The sequence below is a fragment of the Paenibacillus larvae subsp. larvae genome, from assembly GCF_002003265.1.
Lineage (GTDB): Bacteria > Bacillota > Bacilli > Paenibacillales > NBRC-103111 > Paenibacillus_H > Paenibacillus_H larvae.
This window is the reverse complement of sequence record NZ_CP019687.1, coordinates 92,430-116,321: the sequence shown is the minus strand read 5'-3', so window position 1 is coordinate 116,321 and position 23,892 is coordinate 92,430. Positions and strand designations below refer to the sequence as shown.

Below are 23,892 nucleotides of genomic sequence, written 5' to 3'. Positions count from 1 at the left end.
GTCCGCTCACTCACTTATACCCGGCGGCAGATGTTTAACGGCGGATTGGAGGGTGTTCTTCAGCAGCATGGTAATCGTCATAGGTCCTACACAGCCCGGTACCGGAGTGATATAACTGCAGATCTCTTTGGCCTCCCCAAAATTGACATCTCCGGTAAGTTTATTGTGCTCGTTCCTGTTCATGCCCACATCTATCACCACGGCACCCGGTTTTACATGATGACTGCGGATCAGGTTTGCCTTGCCGACTGCCACTACCAAAATATCAGCCTGGCGGGTGATTTCCTCCATATTTGGAGTCCGGGAGTGACAGACCGTAACTGTCGCATGCTCACGCAGAAGCAAAAGAGCCATCGGTTTACCGACAATATTGCTTCGTCCTACTACTACCGCATGCTTGCCGGCTATATCAATACCGGTTCTCTTTAAAATTTCGATCACGCCCGCCGGCGTACAGGGAAGAAATCCCGGTTTACCGATCATAAGATTTCCTACATTAACAGGATGAAAACAGTCAACGTCTTTGCGGGGATCAATGTGATCTACAACTTCCTCTTCGTTCAAGTGAGACGGAAGCGGGGATTGCACCAGAATACCGTGAATGCGATTGTCCTCGTTCAGCTTTTGGATCAAAGCAAGCAATTCTTCCTGTTTTGTAGCTTCAGGTAAACGGAATACTTTGGAGTATATGCCCACTTGTTCACATGCTTTAGCCTTATTGTTGACATAAATATGGGAAGCGGGATCATCCCCGACAATTACTACGGCCAATCCCGGCCTGATGCCCGCTTCTGTCAGTTTTGCAGCTTCCGTCTTGATTTCTTCCCGAATGGAACTTACGAGTTCTTTTCCGTTAATAACTTGTCCTGCCAATCTGGTTTCCCCCTCACCATGGATATCTATAGAATCAGTCTGACATGTTCCCTTTCTGCGGTCAAGCGGGAACTGCTTCTTTCCTTATTGCAGGCATTCCGCTCGGTAAAAAACAGATTAGAGATTTGCTTTCAGGCTGTCCATCTCTTTTATCAGCTTACCCAGTACTCCGTTGACAAACTTTCCGGATTCATCAGTTCCAAAATGCTTGGCAAGCTCTATCGCCTCATTAACAACAACTTTAGGCGGCGTATCCTGCCTGTAGAGCATTTCATATGCGGCCATTCGAAGAACCTCGCGGTCCACTTTAGACAAACGGTCCATCTGCCATCCTTTTAAATATTCGGAGAGGATTTGGTCGATCCGTTCCCGGTTCGTCAAAGTTCCCTCTACGAGCTCATGAATATAAGGTTTGGCTGAAGTATCCCCATTCAGATCCACTGCCCCTTCATTTTCATGAAGAGCCTCATCAATGACGGAATCTACCGCCTCTTTTGCAGTTACCTCGTTCATTGTCATCTGGTATAAACTTTGTAAAGCAATTTCTCTCGCAACTCTGCGCCTCATGTAACGGCCTCCTAAACTTTTCACACGCTTGCTTATAGTATACGTCAATCTTAAACCTTTCCAAACAAAAAAATCCAAGGCAAAACCAAGGATTTCAGCGGAACATTCTCCATTTTTGCGTTAAATAGTCCCAAATGTCCTGGGCAGGAAAAACAGCTTCCTTCTGATCTATCTTTTTGCCGATATAATAACCCAGGTAAGAGATAAAAGCAAATATCAGCATATCCCAAAAACCGAAAAACAAATAGACAATTCCGCACAGCAGTCCCCCTAATATGCCGACTGTCTTGCCGGGATGTTCTCGTAAGAGTTCTTTCCACATAAGCGGGTCCCCCTATTCTACCCGGCTTTTGAAGGTAGGTTGAGATTGAACGATATTTGCAATAAACACCGAGACTTTGGCCACAGGAATCCCGGTAATTTCCTCCACATGCCGCTTCACATTTGCCTGCATTTCCTCGGTCAGTGATGGTATGGGCTGATCACCATCCACAACAGCCCGCATGACAATATCGAGGCCGGCTTCGCTTACATGTACACGGGATCTTAATTCTCTGGCGCCCCGGGTACACCCCGCTGCCTTTAAGGACAGATTTTCAACGGTTTCAAGGGAAATGCGGATATCCCCGTATTCCGACCTCTGGTCAATGGAAGGGGATCTGGTATTGCCGCGTCTTATCGATATGTAAAAAAGGCGTATGCTGATCAGCATAATCACAAAGCCGACCACAATTGCAGTTGCTGCGTAGGAAGTCTCCGAATAAAGGTCCCTGAGAAAATAGGAAACCTCTTTGGCCGGAATAATTCGAAAGCCTATTGAAACGGCAATGGCCGAACCAGCTAGAATTATCAGGCTATAGATAAATAGTAAAAACCGGTCTACAACTTTAACCACGGGTAGCTTGTCCCCTTTCTGGCCAGAGTAACTAAAGTTCTTATTTCTATTGGCAAGGAAACCCCCTCACTTCTTCTTCTAGTAGGGGGTTTCTCCTTATTCCATACTATCCCGATTATTTAACCCGTTGTACTAAATGGTCATCATCCGTAGCGTTATCTGTCTTGAAGTGAACATCATGAATATGGACATTAACCTCAACAACGGAAAGCCCTGTCATCGATTCAATGGCATTCTTGATATTTTGTTGAATATTGTTAGACACTTCAGGTATCCGCTGGCCGTATTCGATCACAATGGAAACGTCGACCGCAGCTTCCTTTTGTCCCACTTCAACCTTTACACCTTTAGCCAGGTTTTTGCGTCCAAGGAATTCGGCAATCCCATTCGCGAAACCGCCGCTCATGCCGGCAACTCCTTCCACCTCTACAGTGGCCAGACCCGCAATTACCTCAATGACTTCCGGGGCAATCTGAATGGAGCCCATATCCGTTCTTTCGTAATCCGTAGAAATTGTCATGCTATGTGCACACCTCCTCTAAGTTTGCGAACAGCAAACTTGCCTTGTAAGCCAATGCCTGGTCCGCGCAGCTGGATAAGCTGTACTAATTTAATACTATACCATTTAGCCAAAAATATGACAATGAATCGAATTCTTATCAGGATTCAGGATCGTTAATGTCGTGTTCCTCCAAAAACTTGATGTCAAAGTCACCGCGGATAAAGCCGTTATGCTGTAATAATTTTTCGTGGAAAGGAATAATGGTATGCACACCATCTACTGCAAATTCATCCAATGCACGGCGCATGCGTGCGATGGCTTCATCTCTGGTAGCTCCCCATACAATGAGTTTGGCAACCATGGAATCGTAGTGGGGAGAAATGCGATAACCCGGATAAACCGCACTGTCAACGCGTACTCCCACGCCTCCCGGAGGAAGATAAAAATCGACTTTGCCTGGAGAAGGCATGAAACCGCGGTCCGGATCTTCCGCATTGATACGGCATTCAATAGACCATCCATTAATGACCACATCCTCTTGTGTAAAGGATAACGGGACACCTTCTGCAATATGAATCATTTCTTTAATTAAATCCACACCTGTGATCATCTCGGTAACCGGGTGTTCTACCTGAATGCGGGTATTCATCTCCATGAAATAAAATTGTCCGTCAGGTCCCAGCAGGAATTCAAGGGTACCTGCCCCGGAATATTGTACCGCTTTAGCGGCACGAACGGCAGCAGCTCCCATAGCTTCCCGGAGTTCAGGGCTTAATACCGGACAGGGCGCTTCCTCAATCAGTTTTTGTCTGCGGCGCTGGATGGAACAGTCCCTCTCCCCAAGATGGACTACATTGCCGTGCTTGTCTGCCAGAATCTGGATCTCAATGTGCTTCATGCCGGTTAAATACTTCTCCAGATAGACTCCGGCATTCCCGAATGCGTTCTCCGCTTCCTGCTGGGCCGTCGTGATTTGCTGAATGAGCATTTCCTCGCTCTCAGCAATGCGGATACCTCGCCCTCCGCCTCCTGCCGTAGCTTTAATTATCAACGGATAACCAATTTCCCTTCCAAGACGTATGGCTTCATCGACGCTCTCGATCAGTCCGTCAGAACCGGGAATTACCGGCACATCCGCTTCTTTCATCGTCCGCTTTGCCTCAGATTTATCCCCCATCCGGGCAATAGCCTCAGGGGAAGGGCCGATAAACGTAATATTACAGCTCTCGCAAATTTCAGCAAAATCCGCATTTTCCGAAAGAAACCCGTATCCGGGATGGATTGCATCCGTTTCGGTTAGCGTAGCTACACTCATAATATTTGTAACGTTAAGATAGCTGTCTTTGACCGGGGTTGGGCCAATGCAGTAAGCTTCGTCCGCAAGCCGCACATGCAGTGCATCCTGGTCCCCTTCGGAATAAACAGCCACCGTAGAGATACCAAGCTCCTTACAAGCTCGGATAATCCTGACTGCAATTTCTCCCCGGTTCGCCACCAATATCTTTTGAAACCTCATTGCATTCCCTCCTGAACTCACTCCGGTTTCACCAAAAACAATGGCTGCCCGTATTCTACAAGCTGGCCATTTTCTACCAGAACGTCTACAATCTCTCCTTTGACTTCAGCTTCAATTTCGTTCATCAGCTTCATCGCTTCTATGATACACACGACTGTTTTATCCCCTACTTTGGTGCCCGGTGACACGAAAGCATCTGCTCCGGGAGCTGGTGAACAATAAAAAGTGCCTACCATTGGAGATACAATCTTATGTAATTCAGTTCCAGACTGTTCGCCGCTGTCTTGCTGATCCGCAGGCTGGACAGATGCTTGATTTTGTTCCGCCGGCAATGCTGGTGCAGGAATGACAGGGTTTACGGGTTGTTGTACCGGCGAGGCAGAGACTACCACAGTTTCCGTTTTATTCGCTTTGCGGATCAGAATGCGGGAACCTTCATTCTCAATTTCCAGCTCCTGCAGGGACGTTTGATCCATCAATTTCAAAAGTTCTTTAATTTCATTTAATTTGTACATCCATGTCACTCCTTTTACATTTGTGAACCAAACTAAACAAAAAAACTTGACCCGGACGGTGCCGGATGGTTTCTTAGCACATACCTAAACTGAATGATCTAAAGCTTGTTCACGGTAACGTTATGTATTATATCACAAACGAAAGAAATGGAAAGAGCCCGAATATCTCGGGCTCTGAACGTACAGACAAAGTATGAAATGGTAAAAAGATTTTGCTTACAGTGCTGTTCATTCCAGGGAATCTGACATTAAGCCAAATCCTTTTTACTGAATGTACTGGACGACTACCTTCTCAGGTCCGATCTTAAGCTCTTTCATCATACGGTCTACAATAGAGACAGCCTGGCTTTTTTCCAGTTTATTGGCCTGGACGGTTACTTTCCATTTATTGTCTTCCTGCACTACCACCGCATTTTTAAAATCTTTGTTCAAACTATCCTCTACATTCGCTACTCTGGCAACTGTATCCTGAATTGCTTTCAGATCCTGCTCGGCTTTGCTGACTTCTTCGGGAGTTTTCTTGGAATCATTGGCAATTTCCATGAGGCGGGTAGCTTCCTTCTGCATGACTTCATTGCGTTTCATCAGCTGCTGGTCAAAAAATTCTTTGCCGGTTTTTTTCTGCTCCATTTTTTCAAGAACCTGGGCATCTGTGGAAGCTGCCTTTGAATCATCCTGCTGTTTGCCAGAAGCCGTACTATCCTTTCCTTCTGTTTTTGTATCAGACTTTCCGTCTTTTTTTCCTGCTGCATCAGTTTCACTTTTTTCCCCGTCCTTGCCGAGTTCACTCAAATCTACTTTCACCTGTGTCGGCTGTTCTTGTGCCTGCGTAACATCCTTAAGTTTGCCCACACCCTCAGTGAACAGATAGTAGGCCGATAGCAGTACCATTAAAGACAGCATCGATACCAGCCAGATTGTTTGTCTTTTTCCATTCATTCTTCGTTCCTCCTCGTATCATTTAAGATTGTTTTTTGGGCAGGATTGAGATTTTCTGAGCCGGAACATCCAGACTCCGTTCCACAGCTTCGGAGATCATCCGCTTTACAGTCATATTCTCAGCCCCTTTAGCTACAACTAAGACTCCTCGTATTTTAGGTTTGATGTACTTCAGCACTAACGGTTTCTGGTCCCCTGAGACCTGATACAGCACCACCTGCCCGTCTCTAGTAATCTCGGAAATATTCCGTGAAACCCCATTGGTGTCTTTTTCAGAAGTGGTTTGATGGGATTCTTTCGCATTTCTTTCTACGACAGTTTCTTCAGTCGATTCAATATTCACCATTACTTCGGGTTCGCCCACTCCTGCAATTTTTTTCAAAAGTTCTTTTAGACGGCTTTCAAAAGCCTCTTCATACTCCCGGAAGCCGTTTTTCTCCTTATTTTCTTTTCCGGAAAAAACCTGTTGGGAGACCTCTTCCTTGGGGGAGCCACGACCCTCGTTATAGTGACTGATGTCCTTCACATTCATAAAAGAGCTCAGAATCATCAAGGCAGCCCCCACCAGTACGGCAACGAGGATCATGAGCGTAAGATGGGATTTTTTTGTACCTTTTTCTCCTCCACCCAACCAATTGTCGAACCACTGCTTAAACTTGCCCACATGCTGTCACCTCTCTTCCCTGCGGGTCATGCCGCCTCTGTTATAATTTGCTGCCTGAACGGTGTATTTGAACATCCAAGTACGAAGGGTCGAGCTCCCATTGTTTAACTAACAGTTCCTCCACTTTTTGTTTCTGTGCCTTTTCCTCTTTTGTGAGATTTTTAACCTGAGCGGAAGCAGATTCGGAAGACTTCTGATTATCTATTTTCGTAATAGGCTCTACCGGCTTGACAGGGTCTACTGGGCGAATGACAGCAATAGCTTCTCTGTGGTCAGCCTGCTGGTTTTCCTGGTCCCTGGTGTTGGGGGGACAGTCCCAGAGATGCACCGTGACCCTACTGATCTTAGGCTGACCCGTATCGGAATAAGAAGCCTTGACACTCACCTCCTTAACTTCCCAGTCTGCTTTGTTTTGAATATCTTCCCTGAGTATCTGCGCAAGTTTCTCTTCCACCAGCTGTACCGAATCCCGCTGTCCTTGTTCCTGAAGCCTTTTTCCCTGTTGAAGCACTTCCTCCAGCGATTGGAGTTTTCCCCCTTTTCCTCCTGCAAGCTTTGCAGCTTCTTCCTGTTTTTTCTCTGCTCTTGAAAGGAGTTGGTCTACATTCCAATTCCGCTGGAGCAGCTGCATCACAGGGCTGAGCAGGGCCAGTAATATGAACAGGCTCATCACGGTCTTTACATAACGCTGAAGCTTGGTTGACGGAAGGAGCAGATCTACAAAGGTTGCTAATAAAATGATCGTGATGACCGTTTTTAGCCATCCGGAGAGCCATTCCATCTTTCGTCCCTTCCTCCCATCTCAAAGGTAGTGAACAGGTATTCTCTTCAGCGGACCATCAACGAAACGTTGCTTGCGGTAATAATGATGGTAATGGCCAAAAAGAACATCAGGCCAACTGCCGCCAGGCAGGCAAACACGTACAGCATGCTTTTGCCGATCGTTTGCAGGCATTTAATGATCGGACTCTCCCCTAGAGGCTGCATGACCGCTGCGGAGGCATTGTAGATCAGTGCCAGGGTTAAGATTTTCATAGCCGGAAAAGCACAAAGCAGAATCAGAATAACGACGCCTGCCAGGCCAATGGCATTTTTCATCAATAAGGAGGCTCCAATCACCGTTTCTGTCGCATCAGAAAACAATCTCCCTACCACCGGTATGAATGTGCCGGAAATATATTTGGCCGTGCGTATGGTTACACCGTCCGTAATGGCCCCCATGCTGCCCCTGACCGATATTACGCCGAGAAAAACAGTAATAAATATTCCAAGCAGCCCTATGCTGATATTTCTAAGCAAGTTGGCCAGCTGCGTTACCTTATACTTGTCCGTCAGCGAACTGACAATATGCAAAATGGCCGAAAAAAACAGAAGCGGAAAGATGATAAAGTACACGGCCGTACCGACCGCATGGATCATGAATACAATAAGGGGATGCATGATGGCTACTGTCGTGATATTCCCCATCGAGGCCAGTAAAGTAAGCAGAATCGGGGTGCAGGCAACCATAAAATCCATCATGGACTGAATCGCACTGCGCGCATATTCGATGGCTACTTGAAAACTGTTGATGGCTATGATCATCAGAACCAGGTAAGAGATTACGAAAGCAATCTTGCTGACGGCATTTCTTTCAAAAGAGCTTTGCAGAGTTTCCAAAATCATGCTGAACACAGTAAGAATGACTATAGAAGCAAGCAGTTTGCCGTTTACAATGATTTCATGAAAGAGGTATTTGAAAATTCCCTTGAAAATATCCGGCAGTTTTAACTGCATTCCGTTGAGCAGCATGTCACTGAAGGTAGGCGTTTTACTTTCCGGAAAGTACCCTCCGTAATCTTTCATCAGTTTGTTCCAAAATTGTTCTACCTGCTCCGTTTCCAACTGGTCCGCCTGCCCTTTTATGATAGCTTCCGCAGGTCCTGTACCCGCAGAGACTCCCCCTGCCCAGGCAAGACATAGGGCAAGCAGAAAAAGAAGAAGCATCGTTCGTTTGTAGGATGACGGCAACGACGGGTGCAGCATGTCCTCATCTCCTGGTTCTTTTGTGATTCATGCCGGAAGCAGATTCACCACGGTTTCAATAATGACAATTATAATAGGGATCGCCATAACCATAATTAGTACTTTGCCGGATAATTCAATCTTGGATGCAATGGATTCTTGTCCGGCATCCCGCACGATCTGTGCTCCAAACTCAGCGATATAGGCAATTCCGATAATTTTCAAGATCGTCTTTAAAAAAACCATATTGATGTTTGATTTTTCCGCCAAATCTTCCAAGACTTGAATAACCGCCGAGATTTTATCTATTAAAAAAAGGAATATCAGGATTCCAGTGAACGTGGCCAACAAAAAAGCGAAGATCGGCTTTTGTTCTTTCAAAATAAGGGAAAGCACCGCTGCCACAAGGCCAAGGCCGACAATTTGAATCATTTCCACGAGGCTTCACCTACTGGAACAAAAAAATGGTTTTAATTTCGCGAAACAAGTTGTCCAGCATGCTGACAACCATAAAAAGCACAACCACAAAGCCGATCAGCGTCACCCAATGAGCCATATCTTCTTTTCCCATCTGCTTGAGTACTGTATGAATCATCGCAATAATGATTCCAATACCTGCTATTTGGAATATGGCATTCACATCTACGTTCATGTAGGCACCTCACTTAATACATCAAGATAACGACTAATGCTCCCATCAGCAGACCGAGGCTTTTCCACATTTTTTCGTAGCGTTTTTGTTCATCGGCCGCCTGTTTTTCCTCGGCATGAAGCTGGGCTGCTGCCAGTTTGAGGTGCTTGACCTGATCCTCACGATCAGATAAGCCTAATGTGTATCCAAGTTGCAGCATCGCCTGAAATTCCACTGATTTCATGGAGGAATGGCCCCAATATTTGCGGAGAGTCCCTTCCCAAACTTCCCTTACTGTCCTTTCCTCCCGGGCCAGCGAACCTCCGAGTTCAGCAAACATTGATGAAAGAGGCTCGTTTATCTGCATACTGACGGAGAGGAGAGCTTCCGGCAGGGGGGTATACCCGTAAACGATCTCGGTCTCAAGCCGCTGCAAAGCCTGATGAAGCTGGCGAATTTGTTTTGGTCTTCTGGCATAGTGCATAGCTTGAACAAATCCGTAAAGCGTACCAGCACCCAGTACAAGCACAGCACCGAGCATTTTAACCATCCGGTTTCCACCTCCAGGTTAAGGGGGTGGATACAGCAGGAAGGGATACCGGCTGTCCCATCTTGTCCAGTACTTCAAAGGAGGGGGATTCCCCCTTCCGCTTGCTTAGAATCACATACCTTCCAAAAACCTGTTCTTCTATAAGCTGGCGGATCACAGGGCGGTGAAGCACATCTTCACGGTTTTTCCCGTGGACCGTTGCAATTACCCGGATACCGGCACGGAGTGATTCGTGAATGGCAGAAGTATCTTCAGAACGTCCGATCTCGTCCACAATTACAACATCCGGGGACATGGAGCGGATCATCATCATCATTCCTTCCGCCTTAGGACATCCGTCAAGCACATCTGTTCTCGGGCCGAGATCGAACTTCGGCACTCCTTTTATACAGGCAGCAAGCTCTGATCTTTCATCAATAATGCCGACTTTGCAGCTCCATGCCTTTCCGCCGCCTGCCCCCGTCCCCCATCCATAACTGAGCAGCCGGGCCAAATCACGGATCAGTGTTGTCTTCCCTTGCTGCGGAGGAGAAATGACAAGTGTTTGATGGACGGATCTCGATTCCGGGTCTAGCAAAAAAGGAAGTACCGGCACTCCCACACCCTGCACTTCTCTGGCTACCCTGACATTAAAGGAGCTGACATCCCGCAGATGCTTGACCTCCCCGTGTTCCAGTACAACACGGCCGGCCAGCCCCACCCTATGCCCTCCGGGGATTGTAATATAGCCGCGCTTGAGCTCTTCCTCGAAGGAATAAAGAGAATGTCTGGTCAGCAGCTCCAGAAAAGCCGAGCATACTTCCCTTGTAGGACGGTAGGCCTCGTCCGGCTGGGTCAACAGGCGCACATCCTCACTGATAAACAGGCTTTTACCTCCTGTTCCAATTTCCAGAGGTCTTCCTTCCCTTATGCGGATCTCTTCCAATTCTTCTGCTATTTTTTTAGGTAGATTTCCAATAATCGTTTTAACGGGATGTGGCAAAAATAGAAGAATAGTTCGCAGCATCACGGGCCCTCCATGGTTGTCCTGTCTTTTACCACATATCTATGCTTACTAGAGGAAAATATGCCTGCTTATATGCCTGAAGCAGAAAGGACGCTGCCCTCCTGTTCAGAACTACACTGCGCAGGATTTCTTCTCTATTTTTTCAGGATACCGATGAAGATGCAGCTGACGCCGACCAGCACCCACAGCATTTTGGAAAATGATAGTTTTTCCGCCACTCCTACTAATCCTATAGTAGTAGTCATCAGCAAAATTAGCGGACCTACCAAAGCAAGGCCGGAATTTACAAGCAGCGCCTTTTCGATTTGACCCGCTTTCAGAATCAGAATGGCTGCCAGTATTTCGATGCTTCCCGAAAACAGCCGCAGCATTCCCATGCTCAGCACTATTTTGCTTACCATGCGTCTATCTTCCTTTCTTGAGAAGCCACAGGTATGGCGTTCATTATTTTCCTCTCTCCTTACCTTATGCCGGCTTGTCTCAGTTTAGGCATAACTTCCGCACCTACCTAAAACAAGATGCATATGATGCACAAAAGACGGAATGACTAAAACAGGTGGTGCTAAAGCTCATGAATAACCCGACCACAGAGGTATTTTGGGAGGATAAAATAATGGATCCGACCGGCAGAAGAGAAAACAAGCCAAGACAGCGCGGCAGAACCATGATCATTGACAAAGGGCTTGGCCTGCGTGCTTTTGAGGATTTGCTTGAGACTGCAGGAGAGTACATTGATATGATCAAACTCGGATTTGGAACTGCCGCCCTCTACCCGCGCGAAGTTTTGCAGAAAAAAATCCATTTAGCCCAATCAGCGAATACCTGTATTTTCCCGGGGGTACGTATTTGGAGAGAGCGGTTCATCAGCAAATGGCTGATTCCTTTTTGAAAACGGCGTCAGAACTTGGATTTACGGGAATCGAAGTATCAGACGGAACGACTACATTAAGCCGCAGCCGCCGCAGTGAACTCATCATCCAGGGGCTGGATTATGGTTTTTCCGTATTTACAGAATATGGAAAAAAGGGCTGGGGATCTTCAATCCAACTGGAGGAGCTAATCGAAACTGTGATGATTGATATGGAGATGGGAGCTGAACTGGTCACGATTGAAGCAAGGGAGTCAGGAGTGGGAGTCGGTATATTTGATGAAAAGGGAATCTGTAAAGACAATGAGCTGGAACAAGTTCTGGCTGCCCTGCCCCGCTCTGACATTCTGCTTTGGGAGGCGCCGCAAAAAGATCAGCAGGTTCACCTTCTCAAAATGCTCGGACCGGATATTCATCTTGGCAATATCCCACCTCAAGAAGTCATTCCCTTGGAAACACTCAGAAGGGGATTGCGTTCGGATACATTCTTTCAGGCTGAAATCTGGCGGGCCATCGAAGGAAGCGTGGTTCATGAAAATTGAGACGATTGCCAGCTTAAATGAAGTAGGTGTACAAGATCTGGCGGGCAAGACGGTAATTGTCATAGATGTACTTAGGGCAAGCAGCTGCATCGTAACTGCTTTGGCAGGAGGATGCAGGGAAGTTGTACCTGTGGAAACGGTAGGGCAGGCCAAACAGGCTTTTGAAGAAGGGAGCCTTCTAGGCGGGGAACGTTCTTGCAGAAAAATTCCCGGCTTTGACCTGGGTAACTCTCCTCTGGAATATTTAAAAGAAACGGTGAAAGACAAAAGGATTATCATGACCACTACAAACGGAACAAAGGCTGTTCAAAAAGCGCTTAAGGCTGAAAACGTATTGATCGGCTCCATGCTAAATGGAACGGCCTGTATCCGTGCTGCCCTGCAACTTAAAAAAGACATTGTACTGATTTGTGCCGGTACCCAACATGTGTTTTCTTTGGAAGATGGGCTTTGTGCAGGCTTTCTGCTTGACGAAGCCGATAAGATAGAAGGGGCCCGGCAGATGGAAATAGACGATCTGGGGCTCGCCCTTCTTTATGGATATAAGCAGGCAAAATCGGATCTGACGCAGGCTTTTCACCGCTGTGCAAACGGCCGTCGGCTGCACAAGCTCGGTTTCCGGCAAGATGTCTTTTTTTGCTGCCAGCAAAACTTATATTTAACGGTTCCTATTTGGAGAGAAGGAAGACTGATAGAACTGCTCTCATGAAGCTCCGTTCTAAAACCTTTGTCCTCTCATACACTGAAAGTAAGACTAAGTGAGACAAGGGGTTTTTCCATGAATGGAGAGGTACTGCTCGTTATTCTGATTATTGTAGGATTAATAGGTCGTTCTCCTATCATCACAACGGCTGCTTGCGTGCTGCTCATTGTAAAACTGATCAGTCTGGACCGCTTTCTCCCTACTATTGAACGGAGAGGGCTGGAAATCGGCCTATTGTTTCTTACCATGGGCGTTCTCGTCCCTTTTGCGTCCGAGCACATTTCTTTCAAAGATGTCGCCTCTGTATTCACTACATGGCCCGGAATTCTCGCTTTATTCGGAGGGGCCTTAGCTACGTATATGAACGGAAAAGGGCTGGAACTACTAAAACTAGACCCGCAGCTGATTGTAGGCCTAGTTATTGGTTCCATCTTCGGTATCGTATTTATGAAAGGCATTCCCGTGGGGCCGCTGATGGCAGCGGGTATCACGGCTTTTTTACTGAAACTCTTCTTTTTTATCGGAGATAAAATCAAATGAACAAGTCCGGTTCTATCTTCTTTCTTTAGGTCCTCCTATGAAAGCCTGTTCTTTCGTATCCAGTCCGTATGCGGTATGGAGAGCCTGAACAGCTTCTGTTAAATGACTGGCCGCGATCACACAGGATATCTTGATCTCGGAAGTAGAGACCATATTGATGCTGATTCCCAGTTTGGACAACTCTTCAAACATCGTTGCGGCCACACCCGGTGTACTGACCATACCTGCCCCGACAATCGAGACTTTAACGAGATTATCTTCGGAGGTAGTTTCACGGAAACCGATTTCATCCTGTATCTTCTCCAGAACCCCAAGTGCCCGCTCCCGATCATCTAAGGAAACACTGAAGGAAAAATCAGCCAGGCCGTTCATGACCCCGCTTTGTACGATAATATCGACATCAATCTGAGCCTCCGCCAAGGATGTAAACACTTTAGCAAGTTGACCCGGCTTCTCAGGCACCCCAGAATGCTTATTCGTGCCACATTTTTATTATAAGCGATGCCACGTACTAAATTCCCTTGTTCCATTACTGCTTCCTCCTTGACAAATGTTCCTTCGTTATTAGTAAAGCTAGACCGAACAACGAGGGGCACGTTGTAATTTTTAGCATATTCCACGGCTCTCGGATGCAGAACCGCTGCTCCAAGATTAGCCAGTTCGAGCATTTCGTCGTACGAAATTTCCTTAAGTTTTCTGGCTACCTTGACTACACGTGGATCAGTCGAATAAACTCCGTCCACATCTGTATAAATTTCACACAAGTCCGCTTGTATGGCCGCAGCTAATGCAACAGCCGTCGTATCTGAGCCTCCCCGGCCCAATGTGGTTATATTCCCTTCGTCCGAAATTCCCTGAAAACCCGCCACGATAACAATTTTCTCCAAACGGACGGCTTCCAGTATCCGTTCCGGTTTAATATCCGTGATTCTGGCTTTTCCATGCTTATCATCCGTATGCATGCCGGCCTGCCAACCTGTCAGTGAAAGGGCCGGTTGCCCAAGACTATGTATAGCCATTGATAGAAGGGCAACCGACATCTGCTCACCTGTGGCAAGAAGCATATCCATCTCCCTTTCAGACGGCTGCCCGCCTGAAACTTGCCGGGATAAATCAATCAGGTCATCTGTTGTATCCCCCATGGCCGATACTACAATTACACATTGGTGGCCCTGCTTCCTTCTCTCTGCGATCCGTCCGGCCGCACGCTTCATGCGTTCCGCGTTGCCGACAGAGCTCCCTCCGAATTTCATGACGATCAAAGACAATGCTGCTCACTCCCCACACTTACTATTAAATATCTAGAAATAATTGTAGATCATTATAGCATAAACCCAGTCCGTTGTATTCAATTAGCAAAGGGGCGGCGTCTTTCGTTCATACAGGAATAAAAACAGCCCTCCGGCACCTGGTAAGGCGAAAACAGAGGGCGTTTATAAAGTCGAATCAATTTCATTGTATTATGAAATTGATTCAGTCTAGCAATTACATTATTTAATTGAAATTGATGCGAAGTTAAAATTTGCGCAGGTTATACTTATGCGCGGGAGATATATTTCCCTTCGCGGGTATCAATAAGCAGTACATCATCCTCATTGATAAACAAAGGGACCTGCACATTAAGGCCGGTTTCCAGCTTAGCGTTCTTGGTAGCACCTGTTGCCGTATTTCCTTTGATTCCCGGCTCGGTTTCCGTTACTTTCAGCTCAACGCTGTTTGGCAGGTTGATACCGAGAATTTCCCCTTGATAGCTCATGATATTGATAATCATGTTTTCCTTCAGGAACTTTAATTCCCATTCAATCTGGCTCTCGTCCAGAGAAATCTGATCGTAAGTTTCCATATCCATAAAGGTATGTTCCTTACCGCTTGCATACAGATACTGCATCTCGCGGTTTTCGATATGAGCACGACCTACGTTTTCACCTGCACGGAATGTTTTCTCCACGGTATTGCCGTTGCGGAGGTTTTTCAGCTTGGAACGGACAAATGCGGCTCCTTTTCCTGGTTTTACGTGCTGGAAGTCAAGAACGGTAAACAAGTCACCGTCTACTTCAATGGTCAATCCTGTTTTAAAATCGTTAACTGAAATCACGCTGATTTTCCCTCCTGAATCTTGTAAAGATCCTTGCTGCAAGCAAGTGATTAAGATAAGATGAGCAGTTCTTTGGTAGAACTGGTCAGAATATGGATGCCGTTCTCAACAAGTACAATGTCATCTTCAATTCTAACTCCCCGAATCCCGGGATATAAATTCCCGGTTCGACGGTGACCGCCATGCCGGGGACCAGAATCGTCTGGTCACGAGGAGAAACTCTCGGCTGCTCGTGAACTTCCATACCAAGACCGTGTCCGGTACTGTGACCGAATTGTCCCCCATACCCATGTTCAGTGATGATGTCCCGGCAAAGGGCATCGCCTTCATGTCCCGTCATTCCCGGGCGTAATCCCTTCAGGCAGTTCAACTGAGCTTTCAGGACAATATCATAGATTTCCTTATGTTTGTCCGAAGGATTCTTTCCGACAAAAACCGTCCGGGTAATATCGGAGCAGTAACCATTATAGTATGCACCGAAATCGAGTGTAACAAATTCGTTCTCTTGAATTAGCTTGCCGCTTGCCACTCCATGAGGAAGGGCAGAGCGTACGCCGGAAGCTACGATTGTATCGAAGGATGTGGATGTACCCCCATTGCGGCGGATAAACATTTCAATTTCAAGAGCGATTGCATTCTCAGATACTCCCGGCTTAATCAGGCCCAGAACATGGGAAAAAGTCTGGTCGGCAAGTTCGGCTGCTTCCTTCATGATAGACAGCTCGCCCGCATCCTTGATCATGCGGATTTGTTCGATCACGTTATCCGTCGGTACAAATTGCACCCCTTGCAAATCGTCAGTATAGCCGGAATAACTGCCATAAGTCAAGTCATTTTGTTCAAAACCGAGCACATCCAGCTTCTCTTCCTGAAGCAGTTCAAGGACCGATTGTATGACTCTGGGTTTATGCTCAATGACTTCATAATCTTTGGCCTGTTCTACCGCCTGGGTCATGTACCGGAAATCGGTGAATAAAACGGTTCTTTCTTGGGTAATCAATACATAACCCGAGCTGCCTGTAAACCCTGTCATATACATGCGGTTATAAGCGTTGGTGATGAACATGGCCGGTAAATCCGCTTCTTTCATTACGCGGCGCAGTCGTTCGACCCGCTGTGCTTGCATCAATCATTTCCCTCCTCTTGTTCCATGAGATAATTATGTAAGGCGATCAGTCCGAGCTCATAGCTAAAAGCCCCGAATCCGGATATCTGTCCGACCACAACAGGAGCAGTGACTGAATGATGGCGGAATTCCTCCCGCTTGTAAATGTTGGACAAATGTACTTCCACTACCGGCAATTGGATCGTCGCCAAAGCATCCCTTATCGCATAACTGTAATGGGTAAACGCTCCCGGATTCAGCAATATACCATCTGCTTCCCCGTAAGACTGCTGGATCCTGTCTATAATTTCCCCTTCATGATTGGATTGAAAGCAGTCAACTTCCATTCCAAGCTCAGATGCTAATGTATTCAACTGCTCTTCAATATCTTTCAGTGTGGTCCTTCCATAAATATCAGGTTCCCGTACTCCCAGCATATTTAGATTAGGGCCGCTAATCACTATGATCTTGCGCATGAAGGTACCTCCTGCATCCTTCGATTACTTTGCCTGTCGCGCAGGCCATTAGAAGCTCCGCCCTTCATTGACTAAAGGCAAACTTAATGCTTCATACCCTTGACATTTTACCATAACTCACTTTGAAAGTGTATACGCTGGACCAGTCTGCTTTAATTCGTAGTGCTTTTTCTCTCAGTACCCGTCTCTTCAGTAAATTCAAATGCTGTGGAGAAGCCGATGAATAGTCCCCATAATAAAAACAGACAAAAATCAGCTATGATAGTATCCCAGCCAATCCGGGTAACAGGTGCAAACATTCCGGTACCGGGCCCGACTATATAATATAGGACCATCCACCATCCAATTCCGTATAAAATACCGGGAACCGGCCCCTTCAATTTTCCGAGAAGCAACATGTAAACAAATGATCCTAGAATGGAAAACAGGATAAAGTAAATCCAGCCGACCAGGATTCCTCCTCCGGTTAGCAAAAAGTCATGTTTATAGAAAGGCTCGACCAAAAAGCCCGGGATAACAGTGGTGAAACGGAAGTAATAAGCTGCTATTTTAACAAAGCCCCATATGACTCCAGCAAAAAAACCTATATATAAAGCAAAAAACCAGGGATTCGTATATTTTTTGCCTTCACCATTTTTTTCGCTATGAAAAGATGTTTTGTCCGGACAGGACGCATCGTTTTGTTTATTCCGGGAATTTGTCTGATCCACCTGCGAAAACCTCCCTCTTTTTCCTTTGATTTTTCCTGCAAAATATCATGTATCTTAAGCCTTAGTATATACAGATTGTTTGTTCGTAACCCGGGTAGCTTTCTCGCACCAGTTTAGGTAAAATAAGAACAAAAGGAATATCCCATCTTCGAAGCAGAATCGCTTGATGTTCATTCCATAAAGAGGTGAAATTTAATTTGTCCGAACAACCTATTCAATCTGTTTATGGTGGGCAAGCTGTCATTGAAGGCGTAATGTTCGCCGGACAAAAAGTCCATGTGACAGCCGTTCGTAAAAAAGATCATTCCATTGAGTTCCTGGAAGTGCCCAAGAAGGAGATACCGTGGGTAAATAAACTAAAAAAGATTCCATTCCTCCGCGGGATTGTTGCCATTGTAGAATCCAGTGCAAAAGGGGCCCAGCATTTGAATTTTGCCGCTGAATCGTATGCGGATGAGGAGGAAAAGGAAAAAAAAGAACCCGGTTTCTGGGGAAATTTCTCGCTAATTCTTGGTATGGCTGTAATCGGGGTATTGTCTTTTCTCGTAGGAAAGGTTGTAATGTCGGCTGTTCCGGCTATGATTGAGCAGATTCTGTTCAAAAACTTGTTCAGTAATCAGATTCTTCATAACCTGATTGAAGGAGTAATTAAAATCATCCTCCTTCTAAGCTACATTTATTTCCTCTCTCTGACCCCTATGATCAAGCGTTTGTTTCAATATCATGGGGCTGAACACAAAGTGATCAGCGCTTATGAAGCAGGTGTCGAACTGACGGTATCTAATGTACAGAAATTCAACACACTGCACTATCGCTGCGGCAGCAGCTTCATCGTCTTTACGGTTATGGTGGGAGTCATCATCTATTCCTTCTTCCCGTATAGTGGAATGGTAGAGCGGATTATCCAGCGGATTGTCCTAATCCCTGTTGTAATTGGCGTCTCTTATGAAGTACTGCGCTTGACCAATTCTCTTCGCGATGTGCCGGTTCTCAGATATCTTGGATATCCCGGCCTTTGGCTGCAAAAACTAACGACGAAGGAACCGACTGATGAACAGGTCGAAGTGTCGATTGCTTCATTCAACCGGATGCGTGAAGCGGATCGCCGCTTAACGAAAGGGATGATTGTATGAGTATGTATAAGCGCCGTTTTTCTGTTTTTGAAATCATTGTTTTTGCTCTTCTAATCATTGGATTGCTGTTTAGTCTTAAAGATTTTTGGCTCCCCATTCTTGTTTTTGGTGTCCTTATTGCGCTTTATAAATTTCCGCCAAACACATGGAAGCTGCCGAATTTCTCAGCCAAATCCAAATCAAAGGGGCCTCGAAGAAAAAACGCTAAGTTCCGCGTTATCGAAGGCAGTAAGCCGGATGATGACGTCCCCAAATACCACTGATTTAAAATACCCGTTACTGGTACGTTATCCGGTATCCCTAAAACAGCGATGCTTAAAAGCATCGCTGTTTTTCCTATTATTTATTTGAGTTTACGCAATACATGCTTTTCATATTCATTCTCATAGTTTTGGTCAGACCAGTTTCTGAAAAAGGACTGAGAGGCTTGATAGCCGGTTTTATATAAAGCTTCGCTTTTTTCCTGAGAGATCGAAAATTCCGTTGCTCCAACTCCCATCGCCGGTATTTTGATTGTACGGAAGCGGTTATGTTCCTCAATATAACGTTCGTCATGGGCATCCATCATGGTTGAAAATAAGGCTTGGAACATGGATATGGGTCCTGAAATTTTATGAACCTGATTGGGGATTCTTCCTACCAGACTGAACCCGATTGTAGGTTGAGGGTTGGTTGTACTCCGTTCCTCATCAAAAAGCCATAAAGGAAAATTACTTAAAACTCCTCCATCCACGATATGAACGAATTGTTCACTAAGCGGCAGTTTAGAACCGATTTTTGATGATTTACGGATAAGAACGGGATCCAAAAAATAAGGGATGGATGTACTCATACGCACAGCTTTGGATATGGGGAATTTTTTCGGGTCCAGGCCATATTGCCGCACATCGTCCGGCAATACAAGGAGTTTCCCTTGGGAAATATCGGATGCGATAATTCTCAGCTGGTTTCGTTTCAAGTCACCGAATGTACGGATGTTTTTGGCTGCAAGCTTCCTGTGTACCCAGTCCTCCAGCATTTCTCCGGAATACAAGCCCTTCTTCAGAAGCAAGCGGAAAGCCGGGCCTATAATCTTGACATTAAAGACAGGAGCTCGTTTCAGGAAGGAACGAAAAGGGGATTCGAGGATAAGTTGTTTCATTTCCGAGCCTGTATAGCCCGCTGCTAAAAAAGAAGCCACAATGGAACCGCTTGAAGTACCGGCCACCTGATGGAAGGTTATGCCTTTGTCCATAACCGCGCTGACGGCACCTGCGAGAGCAATTCCCTTCACGCCCCCTCCTTCAAATACACCGTTGATTTTCATAGGGCTTCACTCTCCCTTTGTTTCACTCAGCCTGCATTGAGTCTCATCCATAGAAAAAGACATCTACATCCTCCCTTACCATTAAATAACAATTGATAGTTTAGTTACATTATAGCAAAAAAAGGCACCCGGAGGGAGCCTTTTTTCAAAAGATAAAACATTTGAATCAATTTCATCATGTTATTTTGTGAAATTGAATTCAGTTTGCATTATTCGAGTAAATTAGGATATGCAAATTCAAAATAAAAGAACTGTTTCCTTATATACTTTCTACATCCATCTCCTTGCGGAGATTAAGCAGTTCTTCCGAATACTTCGGATTTCTCCTGAACCACTCAACAAGCGTTTCTATGCAGGTAATGGAATCCCAACTGAGATGGTGTTCAATGCCTTCGACGTCTCTATAAATATGTTCTTCCTGGACACCAATGGCTTCGAGAAACTCCTCCAGGAGCTGATGCCGGTCCACCAGCCTTTTTCCCATCTTCTTGCCTTTGGAAGTCAATACAAGACCGCGGTATTTTTCATATACAAGGTAGTTATCTTTATCAAGCTTTTGAATCATTTTGGTAACCGAGGAGGGATGTACTTCAAGTCCTTCAGCAATATCGGAGACCCGGGCATAGCCTTTTTCATCAATAAGCTTATAAATTCTTTCCAAATAATCCTCCATGCTAGGTGTAGCCATCCGCATGTTCCCCCTGTGAAAATCAATAGAATACCTTATAGTTTAGCCCTTTATCAGTCAGAAAGCAAGCTTAGGCCGTTAGCCGCAGAGCCATTAATGAATATTATGCTTCTCAAAATTACCGCCAAGCACATCGGAGACGTGTTCAATCGTAATAAAAGCTTTACTGTCAATTTCCTGTACGATAGTCTTCAATTTGGCCAATTCAAGACGTGTGACTACACAGTAAATCATCTGGGTATCTTCCTTTAAGTATCCTCCCCTTGCATAGATGAAGGTCGTATTCCGTCCTAAACGGTCCATAATCGTTTGGGAGATTTCTTCGTATTCACTGGAAATGATCGTAACCGATCTGGATTCGTTTAACCCCTCCACTACAGCATCCATTACTTTGGAAGCAATGTAATATGTGAACATGGAATACATGGCAGAATCCCATCCAAGAACAAATCCGGCAAGTATAAAAATAAAAACGTTGATGATCATGATGATCTGTCCTACCGGAAATCTCAGTTTTTTGGAAATGAGGATAGCTACAATCTCTGTACCGTCCAAGGAACCGCCCAACTTAATTACGAGCCCCACTCCGAAACCTAGTAAAACGCCTCCGAACAAGACAGCTAAAATGGTATCGTTCGTAAAAGGCTCAACATGATGCAGCAGCGCAGTAGTAATAGACATGACAGTAATCCCGTACAAGGTAGAAAAAGCAAAAGTTTTCCCAATCTGCTTATAACCAAGAACTAAAAACGGCAAGTTGAGGAAGAAGATGAAGATACCTAAAGGAAGAGAAGTAATTTTGGAAACAACGATGGATATCCCTATTATCCCTCCGTCAATAACATCGTTAGGAACAAGGAAGATCTCAAGTGCAACCCCCATAAGGAAGGCACCTATGGTAATAAAAAGTATTTTAATTAATAAACGGATAGGACTTAGTTTTTTATGCTTTTTGGTCATCGAATTCCTTCTTTCATTATCATATGTTTCCATCCTGCAGAAAGGACTTTTCCCCTTTATTTATTTTACACTCTTTCAGGATTCTTTGCAGTTCATAATTTTTCCCTCCAATCTGAAAAGATCCGCGTGCTCCACGCAGCCAACTTTTCAAGCATGCAATTAGTTCTGGACAATGTCAAGCGCCTCCGAACCATTTTCCAGTGTTGGACGGGGAAACCAGAGGCAAAATAACGGTAGAACGTTACATCAGAATGGAGGCCTGTCCTATTATGACAACTAAAGTACAAAATAAACCCTGGCGAAGTACCGCAACATTCGTTCCTGAGCTTGTCTATTTTGAACCGGATGCTCTTTTGTATCCCAAGGGTCAAAAAATTCTTGATTGGGCCAAATCCCAAAGTCTTCCTATCCGCATGACCACTTCCCATAACCGCATAACCAATCTTCCGGGAGATACCGAACTAGAAAAATACCGGATTGCTAAACGGACGCTGGTCGTTGGAGTCCGCAAAACGCTTAAGTTTGATACTTCCAAACCTTCCGCGGAATACGCGATTCCAGTTGCTACCGGATGCATGGGACATTGCCATTATTGTTACCTGCAAACTACTCTTGGAGCTAAGCCTTACGTACGAATTTATGTAAATACGCATGATATTTTAATGGCAGCCAAACAATATATCGATGAAAGAGCACCGGAAATCACCCGTTTTGAAGCCGCTTGTACATCCGATCCTGTAGGTCTGGAGCATATCTCGGGTTCTCTCAAGGAATACATTGAATTTATGGGTAAACAGCCGCTTGGACGGCTGCGTTTTGTAACCAAATACCACCATGTTGAACCCCTGCTTGATGCCATGCATAATAAGCATACCCGATTCCGGTTTAGCGTGAACGCAGACTATGTTATCAAAAATTTTGAACCGGGAACCTCGAGATTTCACGAACGGATTGAAGCAGCGGGCAAAGTTGCTAAGGCCGGTTACCCTCTTGGATTTATTATTGCCCCTATTATATGGTATGACGGCTGGGAAGAAGGCTACGGGGAACTTCTCGAGAAAATCAAAAAAGAACTTCCTGAAGAAGCATCAGAAGATCTGACATTTGAGCTGATTCAGCACCGTTTTACCAAAACAGCCAAAAATGTAATCGAAAAAAGATATCCCAAAACAAAGCTTGAAATGGATGAGGCTAAAAGAAAATACAAATGGGGACGATGGGGCCAGGGCAAGTATGTGTACCCTGATAAACAGTCCACCGTCCTCCGCGAGTATATAACCGAACAAATCTTTGAGAAATTTCCCAAAGCAAAAATAGAATATTTTACTTAAACGAATCGAATGTAGTCAGAAATGTATTCAAAACTTAAGCCAATCGGGGGTAATGCTATTTAGCCAAATGGTGATCTTCGTCATTTGGTCCGTATAAAGCAGGATTGCGACAATAACCATCACACCCCCGCCAATTTTCATCAATAGATTGGAGTAACGGATAATCCACTTGGTCGTACCAATAAAGAAGGACAAAACAAAGAACGGGATAGCAAACCCCAAGATGTAAGCCGTAATAAGCTGCAGCCATGTGCCGGGTTCTGTTGCGGTCAAAGCCAGGATCGCAGATAAAATAGGCCCGACGCAAGGCGACCATCCCGCTGCAAATCCAATTCCTATGAGGACAGACCCCAGATAACCAGCCCTCCGGTTTATCTGAAACTTGCGCTCTTTCATTAGCCACTGGGGCTGAAAAATACCAAGCAGCATAAGCCCCATAACAAAAATGAGAATAGCTGCTATCTGCCTGAGAAGTTCCCCGTAATCAAACAGGAAGCTTCCTAGCAGTCCTGTTGTCCATCCCAAGCTGAAGAAAATGATACTAAAACCCAAAATAAAAGCAAGTGTGTGAAGCATTGTCCGGATACGTACATCCCTGTGGGAACGCCCTGACTTCAGCTCGCTTACAGAAATGCCGGTTATGTAGGATATATAGGACGGATATAGGGGCAGACAGCAGGGCGAAATAAAGGAAGCCACCCCAGCCCACAGTGCAATCCACAAATTGATGGATTCCATATCTTGACATTCTCCTCTCCTAAGCAAGTCCCCCT

Annotated in this window: 28 protein-coding genes and 3 pseudogenes; 6 read left to right on the top strand and 25 right to left on the bottom strand. The window is 45.5% G+C overall.

The features are described 5' to 3' along the window. Positions 1 to 6: 6 nt before the first annotated feature. The 16 genes from folD to BXP28_RS00550 all read right to left on the bottom strand — a co-directional run bounded on the left by folD (position 7) and on the right by BXP28_RS00550 (position 11,063). Positions 7 to 873 carry a bifunctional methylenetetrahydrofolate dehydrogenase/methenyltetrahydrofolate cyclohydrolase FolD gene (gene folD, locus BXP28_RS00625; protein WP_023485509.1) on the bottom strand — a complete coding sequence of 289 codons (867 nt, stop codon included), beginning with the start codon at positions 871 to 873 and terminating at the stop codon, positions 7 to 9. Positions 874 to 990: 117 nt separating this feature from the next. Beyond that, positions 991 to 1,440: a transcription antitermination factor NusB gene (gene nusB / locus BXP28_RS00620; RefSeq protein WP_024095033.1), complete on the bottom strand. Its 450-nt coding sequence runs from the start codon at positions 1,438 to 1,440 to the stop codon at positions 991 to 993. Positions 1,441 to 1,534: 94 nt separating this feature from the next. Next, the gene (locus BXP28_RS00615; RefSeq protein WP_024095034.1) at positions 1,535 to 1,762 is read right to left on the bottom strand and encodes a DUF2273 domain-containing protein; all 228 of its coding nucleotides are present in this window, start codon (positions 1,760 to 1,762) and stop codon (positions 1,535 to 1,537) included. A 12-nt stretch (positions 1,763 to 1,774) separates the two neighbouring features. Further along, a complete protein-coding gene (gene amaP, locus BXP28_RS00610) occupies positions 1,775 to 2,335 on the bottom strand; it encodes an alkaline shock response membrane anchor protein AmaP (RefSeq protein ID WP_023485511.1) in 561 nt (186 codons plus the stop codon). 115 nt (positions 2,336 to 2,450) lie between these two features. Next, complete coding sequence (locus BXP28_RS00605) at positions 2,451 to 2,855, bottom strand: Asp23/Gls24 family envelope stress response protein (RefSeq protein ID WP_023485512.1); 405 nt, start codon at positions 2,853 to 2,855, stop codon at positions 2,451 to 2,453. A 139-nt stretch (positions 2,856 to 2,994) separates the two neighbouring features. Further along, positions 2,995 to 4,353, bottom strand: a complete 1,359-nt coding sequence (gene accC / locus BXP28_RS00600) for an acetyl-CoA carboxylase biotin carboxylase subunit (RefSeq protein ID WP_023485513.1) — start codon at positions 4,351 to 4,353, stop codon at positions 2,995 to 2,997. A 17-nt stretch (positions 4,354 to 4,370) separates the two neighbouring features. Beyond that, positions 4,371 to 4,868, bottom strand: coding sequence for an acetyl-CoA carboxylase biotin carboxyl carrier protein (accB, locus tag BXP28_RS00595; RefSeq protein WP_023485514.1), 498 nt, complete (start codon positions 4,866 to 4,868; stop codon positions 4,371 to 4,373). A gap of 264 nt (positions 4,869 to 5,132) precedes the next feature. After that, positions 5,133 to 5,807, bottom strand: a complete 675-nt coding sequence (locus BXP28_RS00590; protein WP_023485515.1) for a SpoIIIAH-like family protein — start codon at positions 5,805 to 5,807, stop codon at positions 5,133 to 5,135. A gap of 22 nt (positions 5,808 to 5,829) precedes the next feature. Next, positions 5,830 to 6,471, bottom strand: coding sequence for a stage III sporulation protein AG (gene spoIIIAG / locus BXP28_RS00585; protein WP_023485516.1), 642 nt, complete (start codon positions 6,469 to 6,471; stop codon positions 5,830 to 5,832). Positions 6,472 to 6,511: 40 nt separating this feature from the next. Further along, entirely contained in the window at positions 6,512 to 7,252 is a 741-nt protein-coding gene (gene spoIIIAF, locus BXP28_RS00580) for a stage III sporulation protein AF (RefSeq protein WP_023485517.1), read from the bottom strand. A gap of 47 nt (positions 7,253 to 7,299) precedes the next feature. Continuing rightward, positions 7,300 to 8,496 carry a stage III sporulation protein AE gene (gene spoIIIAE / locus BXP28_RS00575; protein WP_077584834.1) on the bottom strand — a complete coding sequence of 399 codons (1,197 nt, stop codon included), beginning with the start codon at positions 8,494 to 8,496 and terminating at the stop codon, positions 7,300 to 7,302. Between the two features lie 27 nt (positions 8,497 to 8,523). Further along, positions 8,524 to 8,913 carry a stage III sporulation protein AD gene (gene spoIIIAD / locus BXP28_RS00570; RefSeq protein WP_023485519.1) on the bottom strand — a complete coding sequence of 130 codons (390 nt, stop codon included), beginning with the start codon at positions 8,911 to 8,913 and terminating at the stop codon, positions 8,524 to 8,526. A 10-nt stretch (positions 8,914 to 8,923) separates the two neighbouring features. Beyond that, positions 8,924 to 9,127 (bottom strand): stage III sporulation protein AC, encoded by a 204-nt coding sequence (gene spoIIIAC / locus BXP28_RS00565; protein WP_023485520.1) that lies wholly within the window; start codon positions 9,125 to 9,127, stop codon positions 8,924 to 8,926. A 13-nt stretch (positions 9,128 to 9,140) separates the two neighbouring features. Further along, positions 9,141 to 9,656 (bottom strand): stage III sporulation protein SpoIIIAB, encoded by a 516-nt coding sequence (gene spoIIIAB / locus BXP28_RS00560; protein ID WP_023485521.1) that lies wholly within the window; start codon positions 9,654 to 9,656, stop codon positions 9,141 to 9,143. Then, positions 9,649 to 10,662, bottom strand: coding sequence for a stage III sporulation protein AA (spoIIIAA, locus tag BXP28_RS00555; protein ID WP_024095038.1), 1,014 nt, complete (start codon positions 10,660 to 10,662; stop codon positions 9,649 to 9,651). The genes spoIIIAB and spoIIIAA overlap by 8 nt, the downstream gene beginning before the upstream one ends. Before the next feature lie 134 nt (positions 10,663 to 10,796). Further along, on the bottom strand, positions 10,797 to 11,063 hold the full coding sequence (locus tag BXP28_RS00550; protein ID WP_023485523.1) for a YqhV family protein: 267 nt from the start codon (positions 11,061 to 11,063) through the stop codon (positions 10,797 to 10,799). 263 nt (positions 11,064 to 11,326) lie between these two features. Between BXP28_RS00550 and comA the strand changes: the two are divergent. From comA to BXP28_RS00535, 3 genes and pseudogenes are all read left to right on the top strand, one after another. Further along, positions 11,327 to 12,072, top strand: a pseudogene (gene comA / locus BXP28_RS00545) (phosphosulfolactate synthase). Further along, the gene (locus tag BXP28_RS00540) at positions 12,062 to 12,781 is read left to right on the top strand and encodes a 2-phosphosulfolactate phosphatase (RefSeq protein WP_023485525.1); all 720 of its coding nucleotides are present in this window, start codon (positions 12,062 to 12,064) and stop codon (positions 12,779 to 12,781) included. Before comA ends, BXP28_RS00540 begins: the two are co-directional and overlap by 11 nt. Before the next feature lie 69 nt (positions 12,782 to 12,850). Then, positions 12,851 to 13,315: a DUF441 domain-containing protein gene (locus tag BXP28_RS00535; protein WP_023485526.1), complete on the top strand. Its 465-nt coding sequence runs from the start codon at positions 12,851 to 12,853 to the stop codon at positions 13,313 to 13,315. 12 nt (positions 13,316 to 13,327) lie between these two features. On the opposite strand, the pseudogene BXP28_RS00530 reads toward BXP28_RS00535, so the two are convergent. From BXP28_RS00530 to BXP28_RS00510, 5 genes and pseudogenes are all read right to left on the bottom strand, one after another. After that, positions 13,328 to 14,583, bottom strand: a pseudogene (locus BXP28_RS00530) (aspartate kinase). Positions 14,584 to 14,852: 269 nt separating this feature from the next. Further along, positions 14,853 to 15,410 (bottom strand): elongation factor P, encoded by a 558-nt coding sequence (gene efp / locus BXP28_RS00525; RefSeq protein WP_023485528.1) that lies wholly within the window; start codon positions 15,408 to 15,410, stop codon positions 14,853 to 14,855. Positions 15,411 to 15,460: 50 nt separating this feature from the next. Beyond that, positions 15,461 to 16,536: pseudogene (locus BXP28_RS00520) on the bottom strand (M24 family metallopeptidase). Further along, positions 16,536 to 16,991 carry a type II 3-dehydroquinate dehydratase gene (gene aroQ / locus BXP28_RS00515; RefSeq protein ID WP_024095043.1) on the bottom strand — a complete coding sequence of 152 codons (456 nt, stop codon included), beginning with the start codon at positions 16,989 to 16,991 and terminating at the stop codon, positions 16,536 to 16,538. Before aroQ ends, BXP28_RS00520 begins: the two are co-directional and overlap by 1 nt. A 152-nt stretch (positions 16,992 to 17,143) precedes the next feature. Then, complete coding sequence (locus BXP28_RS00510) at positions 17,144 to 17,701, bottom strand: YqhR family membrane protein (RefSeq protein WP_023485531.1); 558 nt, start codon at positions 17,699 to 17,701, stop codon at positions 17,144 to 17,146. Positions 17,702 to 17,898: 197 nt separating this feature from the next. Here BXP28_RS00510 and BXP28_RS00505 point away from each other — a divergent pair, with 197 nt between their 5' ends. After that, a complete protein-coding gene (locus tag BXP28_RS00505) occupies positions 17,899 to 18,834 on the top strand; it encodes a DUF1385 domain-containing protein (protein ID WP_036658050.1) in 936 nt (311 codons plus the stop codon). Next, positions 18,831 to 19,097: a hypothetical protein gene (locus BXP28_RS00500; protein ID WP_024095045.1), complete on the top strand. Its 267-nt coding sequence runs from the start codon at positions 18,831 to 18,833 to the stop codon at positions 19,095 to 19,097. The genes BXP28_RS00505 and BXP28_RS00500 overlap by 4 nt, the downstream gene beginning before the upstream one ends. A gap of 80 nt (positions 19,098 to 19,177) precedes the next feature. On the opposite strand, the gene BXP28_RS00495 is transcribed toward BXP28_RS00500, so the two are convergent. The 3 genes from BXP28_RS00495 to BXP28_RS00485 form a co-directional block, all read right to left on the bottom strand. Further along, positions 19,178 to 20,140, bottom strand: coding sequence for a patatin-like phospholipase family protein (locus BXP28_RS00495; RefSeq protein WP_036658047.1), 963 nt, complete (start codon positions 20,138 to 20,140; stop codon positions 19,178 to 19,180). Positions 20,141 to 20,399: 259 nt separating this feature from the next. Beyond that, entirely contained in the window at positions 20,400 to 20,828 is a 429-nt protein-coding gene (mntR, locus tag BXP28_RS00490; protein ID WP_024095047.1) for a transcriptional regulator MntR, read from the bottom strand. A gap of 93 nt (positions 20,829 to 20,921) precedes the next feature. Continuing rightward, the gene (locus BXP28_RS00485) at positions 20,922 to 21,788 is read right to left on the bottom strand and encodes a YitT family protein (protein ID WP_023485535.1); all 867 of its coding nucleotides are present in this window, start codon (positions 21,786 to 21,788) and stop codon (positions 20,922 to 20,924) included. A gap of 269 nt (positions 21,789 to 22,057) precedes the next feature. On the opposite strand from BXP28_RS00485, the gene splB reads away from it, so the two are divergent. Beyond that, positions 22,058 to 23,119, top strand: coding sequence for a spore photoproduct lyase (gene splB, locus BXP28_RS00480; RefSeq protein WP_036658044.1), 1,062 nt, complete (start codon positions 22,058 to 22,060; stop codon positions 23,117 to 23,119). Between the two features lie 27 nt (positions 23,120 to 23,146). Here splB and BXP28_RS00475 read toward each other — a convergent pair whose 3' ends face one another. Beyond that, entirely contained in the window at positions 23,147 to 23,857 is a 711-nt protein-coding gene (locus tag BXP28_RS00475; RefSeq protein ID WP_036658042.1) for a cytochrome c biogenesis CcdA family protein, read from the bottom strand. Positions 23,858 to 23,892: the final 35 nt, after the last annotated feature.

Excerpts from the sequence above, each read along its gene's own strand:
- nusB (WP_024095033.1), bottom strand. The coding sequence starts at position 1,440 with ATGAGGCGCAGAGTTGCGAGAGAAATTGCTTTACAAAGTTTATACCAG.
- BXP28_RS00615 (WP_024095034.1), bottom strand. The coding sequence starts at position 1,762 with ATGTGGAAAGAACTCTTACGAGAACATCCCGGCAAGACAGTCGGCATA.
- BXP28_RS00605 (WP_023485512.1), bottom strand. The coding sequence starts at position 2,855 with ATGACAATTTCTACGGATTACGAAAGAACGGATATGGGCTCCATTCAG.
- accC (WP_023485513.1), bottom strand. The coding sequence starts at position 4,353 with ATGAGGTTTCAAAAGATATTGGTGGCGAACCGGGGAGAAATTGCAGTC.
- accB (WP_023485514.1), bottom strand. The coding sequence starts at position 4,868 with ATGTACAAATTAAATGAAATTAAAGAACTTTTGAAATTGATGGATCAA.
- BXP28_RS00590 (WP_023485515.1), bottom strand. The coding sequence starts at position 5,807 with ATGAATGGAAAAAGACAAACAATCTGGCTGGTATCGATGCTGTCTTTA.
- spoIIIAF (WP_023485517.1), bottom strand. The coding sequence starts at position 7,252 with ATGGAATGGCTCTCCGGATGGCTAAAAACGGTCATCACGATCATTTTA.
- spoIIIAE (WP_077584834.1), bottom strand. The coding sequence starts at position 8,496 with ATGCTGCACCCGTCGTTGCCGTCATCCTACAAACGAACGATGCTTCTT.
- spoIIIAC (WP_023485520.1), bottom strand. The coding sequence starts at position 9,127 with ATGAACGTAGATGTGAATGCCATATTCCAAATAGCAGGTATTGGAATC.
- spoIIIAB (WP_023485521.1), bottom strand. The coding sequence starts at position 9,656 with ATGGTTAAAATGCTCGGTGCTGTGCTTGTACTGGGTGCTGGTACGCTT.
- spoIIIAA (WP_024095038.1), bottom strand. The coding sequence starts at position 10,662 with ATGCTGCGAACTATTCTTCTATTTTTGCCACATCCCGTTAAAACGATT.
- BXP28_RS00550 (WP_023485523.1), bottom strand. The coding sequence starts at position 11,063 with ATGGTAAGCAAAATAGTGCTGAGCATGGGAATGCTGCGGCTGTTTTCG.
- BXP28_RS00540 (WP_023485525.1), top strand. The coding sequence starts at position 12,062 with ATGAAAATTGAGACGATTGCCAGCTTAAATGAAGTAGGTGTACAAGAT.
- BXP28_RS00535 (WP_023485526.1), top strand. The coding sequence starts at position 12,851 with ATGAATGGAGAGGTACTGCTCGTTATTCTGATTATTGTAGGATTAATA.
- aroQ (WP_024095043.1), bottom strand. The coding sequence starts at position 16,991 with ATGCGCAAGATCATAGTGATTAGCGGCCCTAATCTAAATATGCTGGGA.
- BXP28_RS00500 (WP_024095045.1), top strand. The coding sequence starts at position 18,831 with ATGAGTATGTATAAGCGCCGTTTTTCTGTTTTTGAAATCATTGTTTTT.
- BXP28_RS00495 (WP_036658047.1), bottom strand. The coding sequence starts at position 20,140 with ATGAAAATCAACGGTGTATTTGAAGGAGGGGGCGTGAAGGGAATTGCT.
- mntR (WP_024095047.1), bottom strand. The coding sequence starts at position 20,828 with ATGGCTACACCTAGCATGGAGGATTATTTGGAAAGAATTTATAAGCTT.
- BXP28_RS00485 (WP_023485535.1), bottom strand. The coding sequence starts at position 21,788 with ATGACCAAAAAGCATAAAAAACTAAGTCCTATCCGTTTATTAATTAAA.
- splB (WP_036658044.1), top strand. The coding sequence starts at position 22,058 with ATGACAACTAAAGTACAAAATAAACCCTGGCGAAGTACCGCAACATTC.
- BXP28_RS00475 (WP_036658042.1), bottom strand. The coding sequence starts at position 23,857 with ATGGAATCCATCAATTTGTGGATTGCACTGTGGGCTGGGGTGGCTTCC.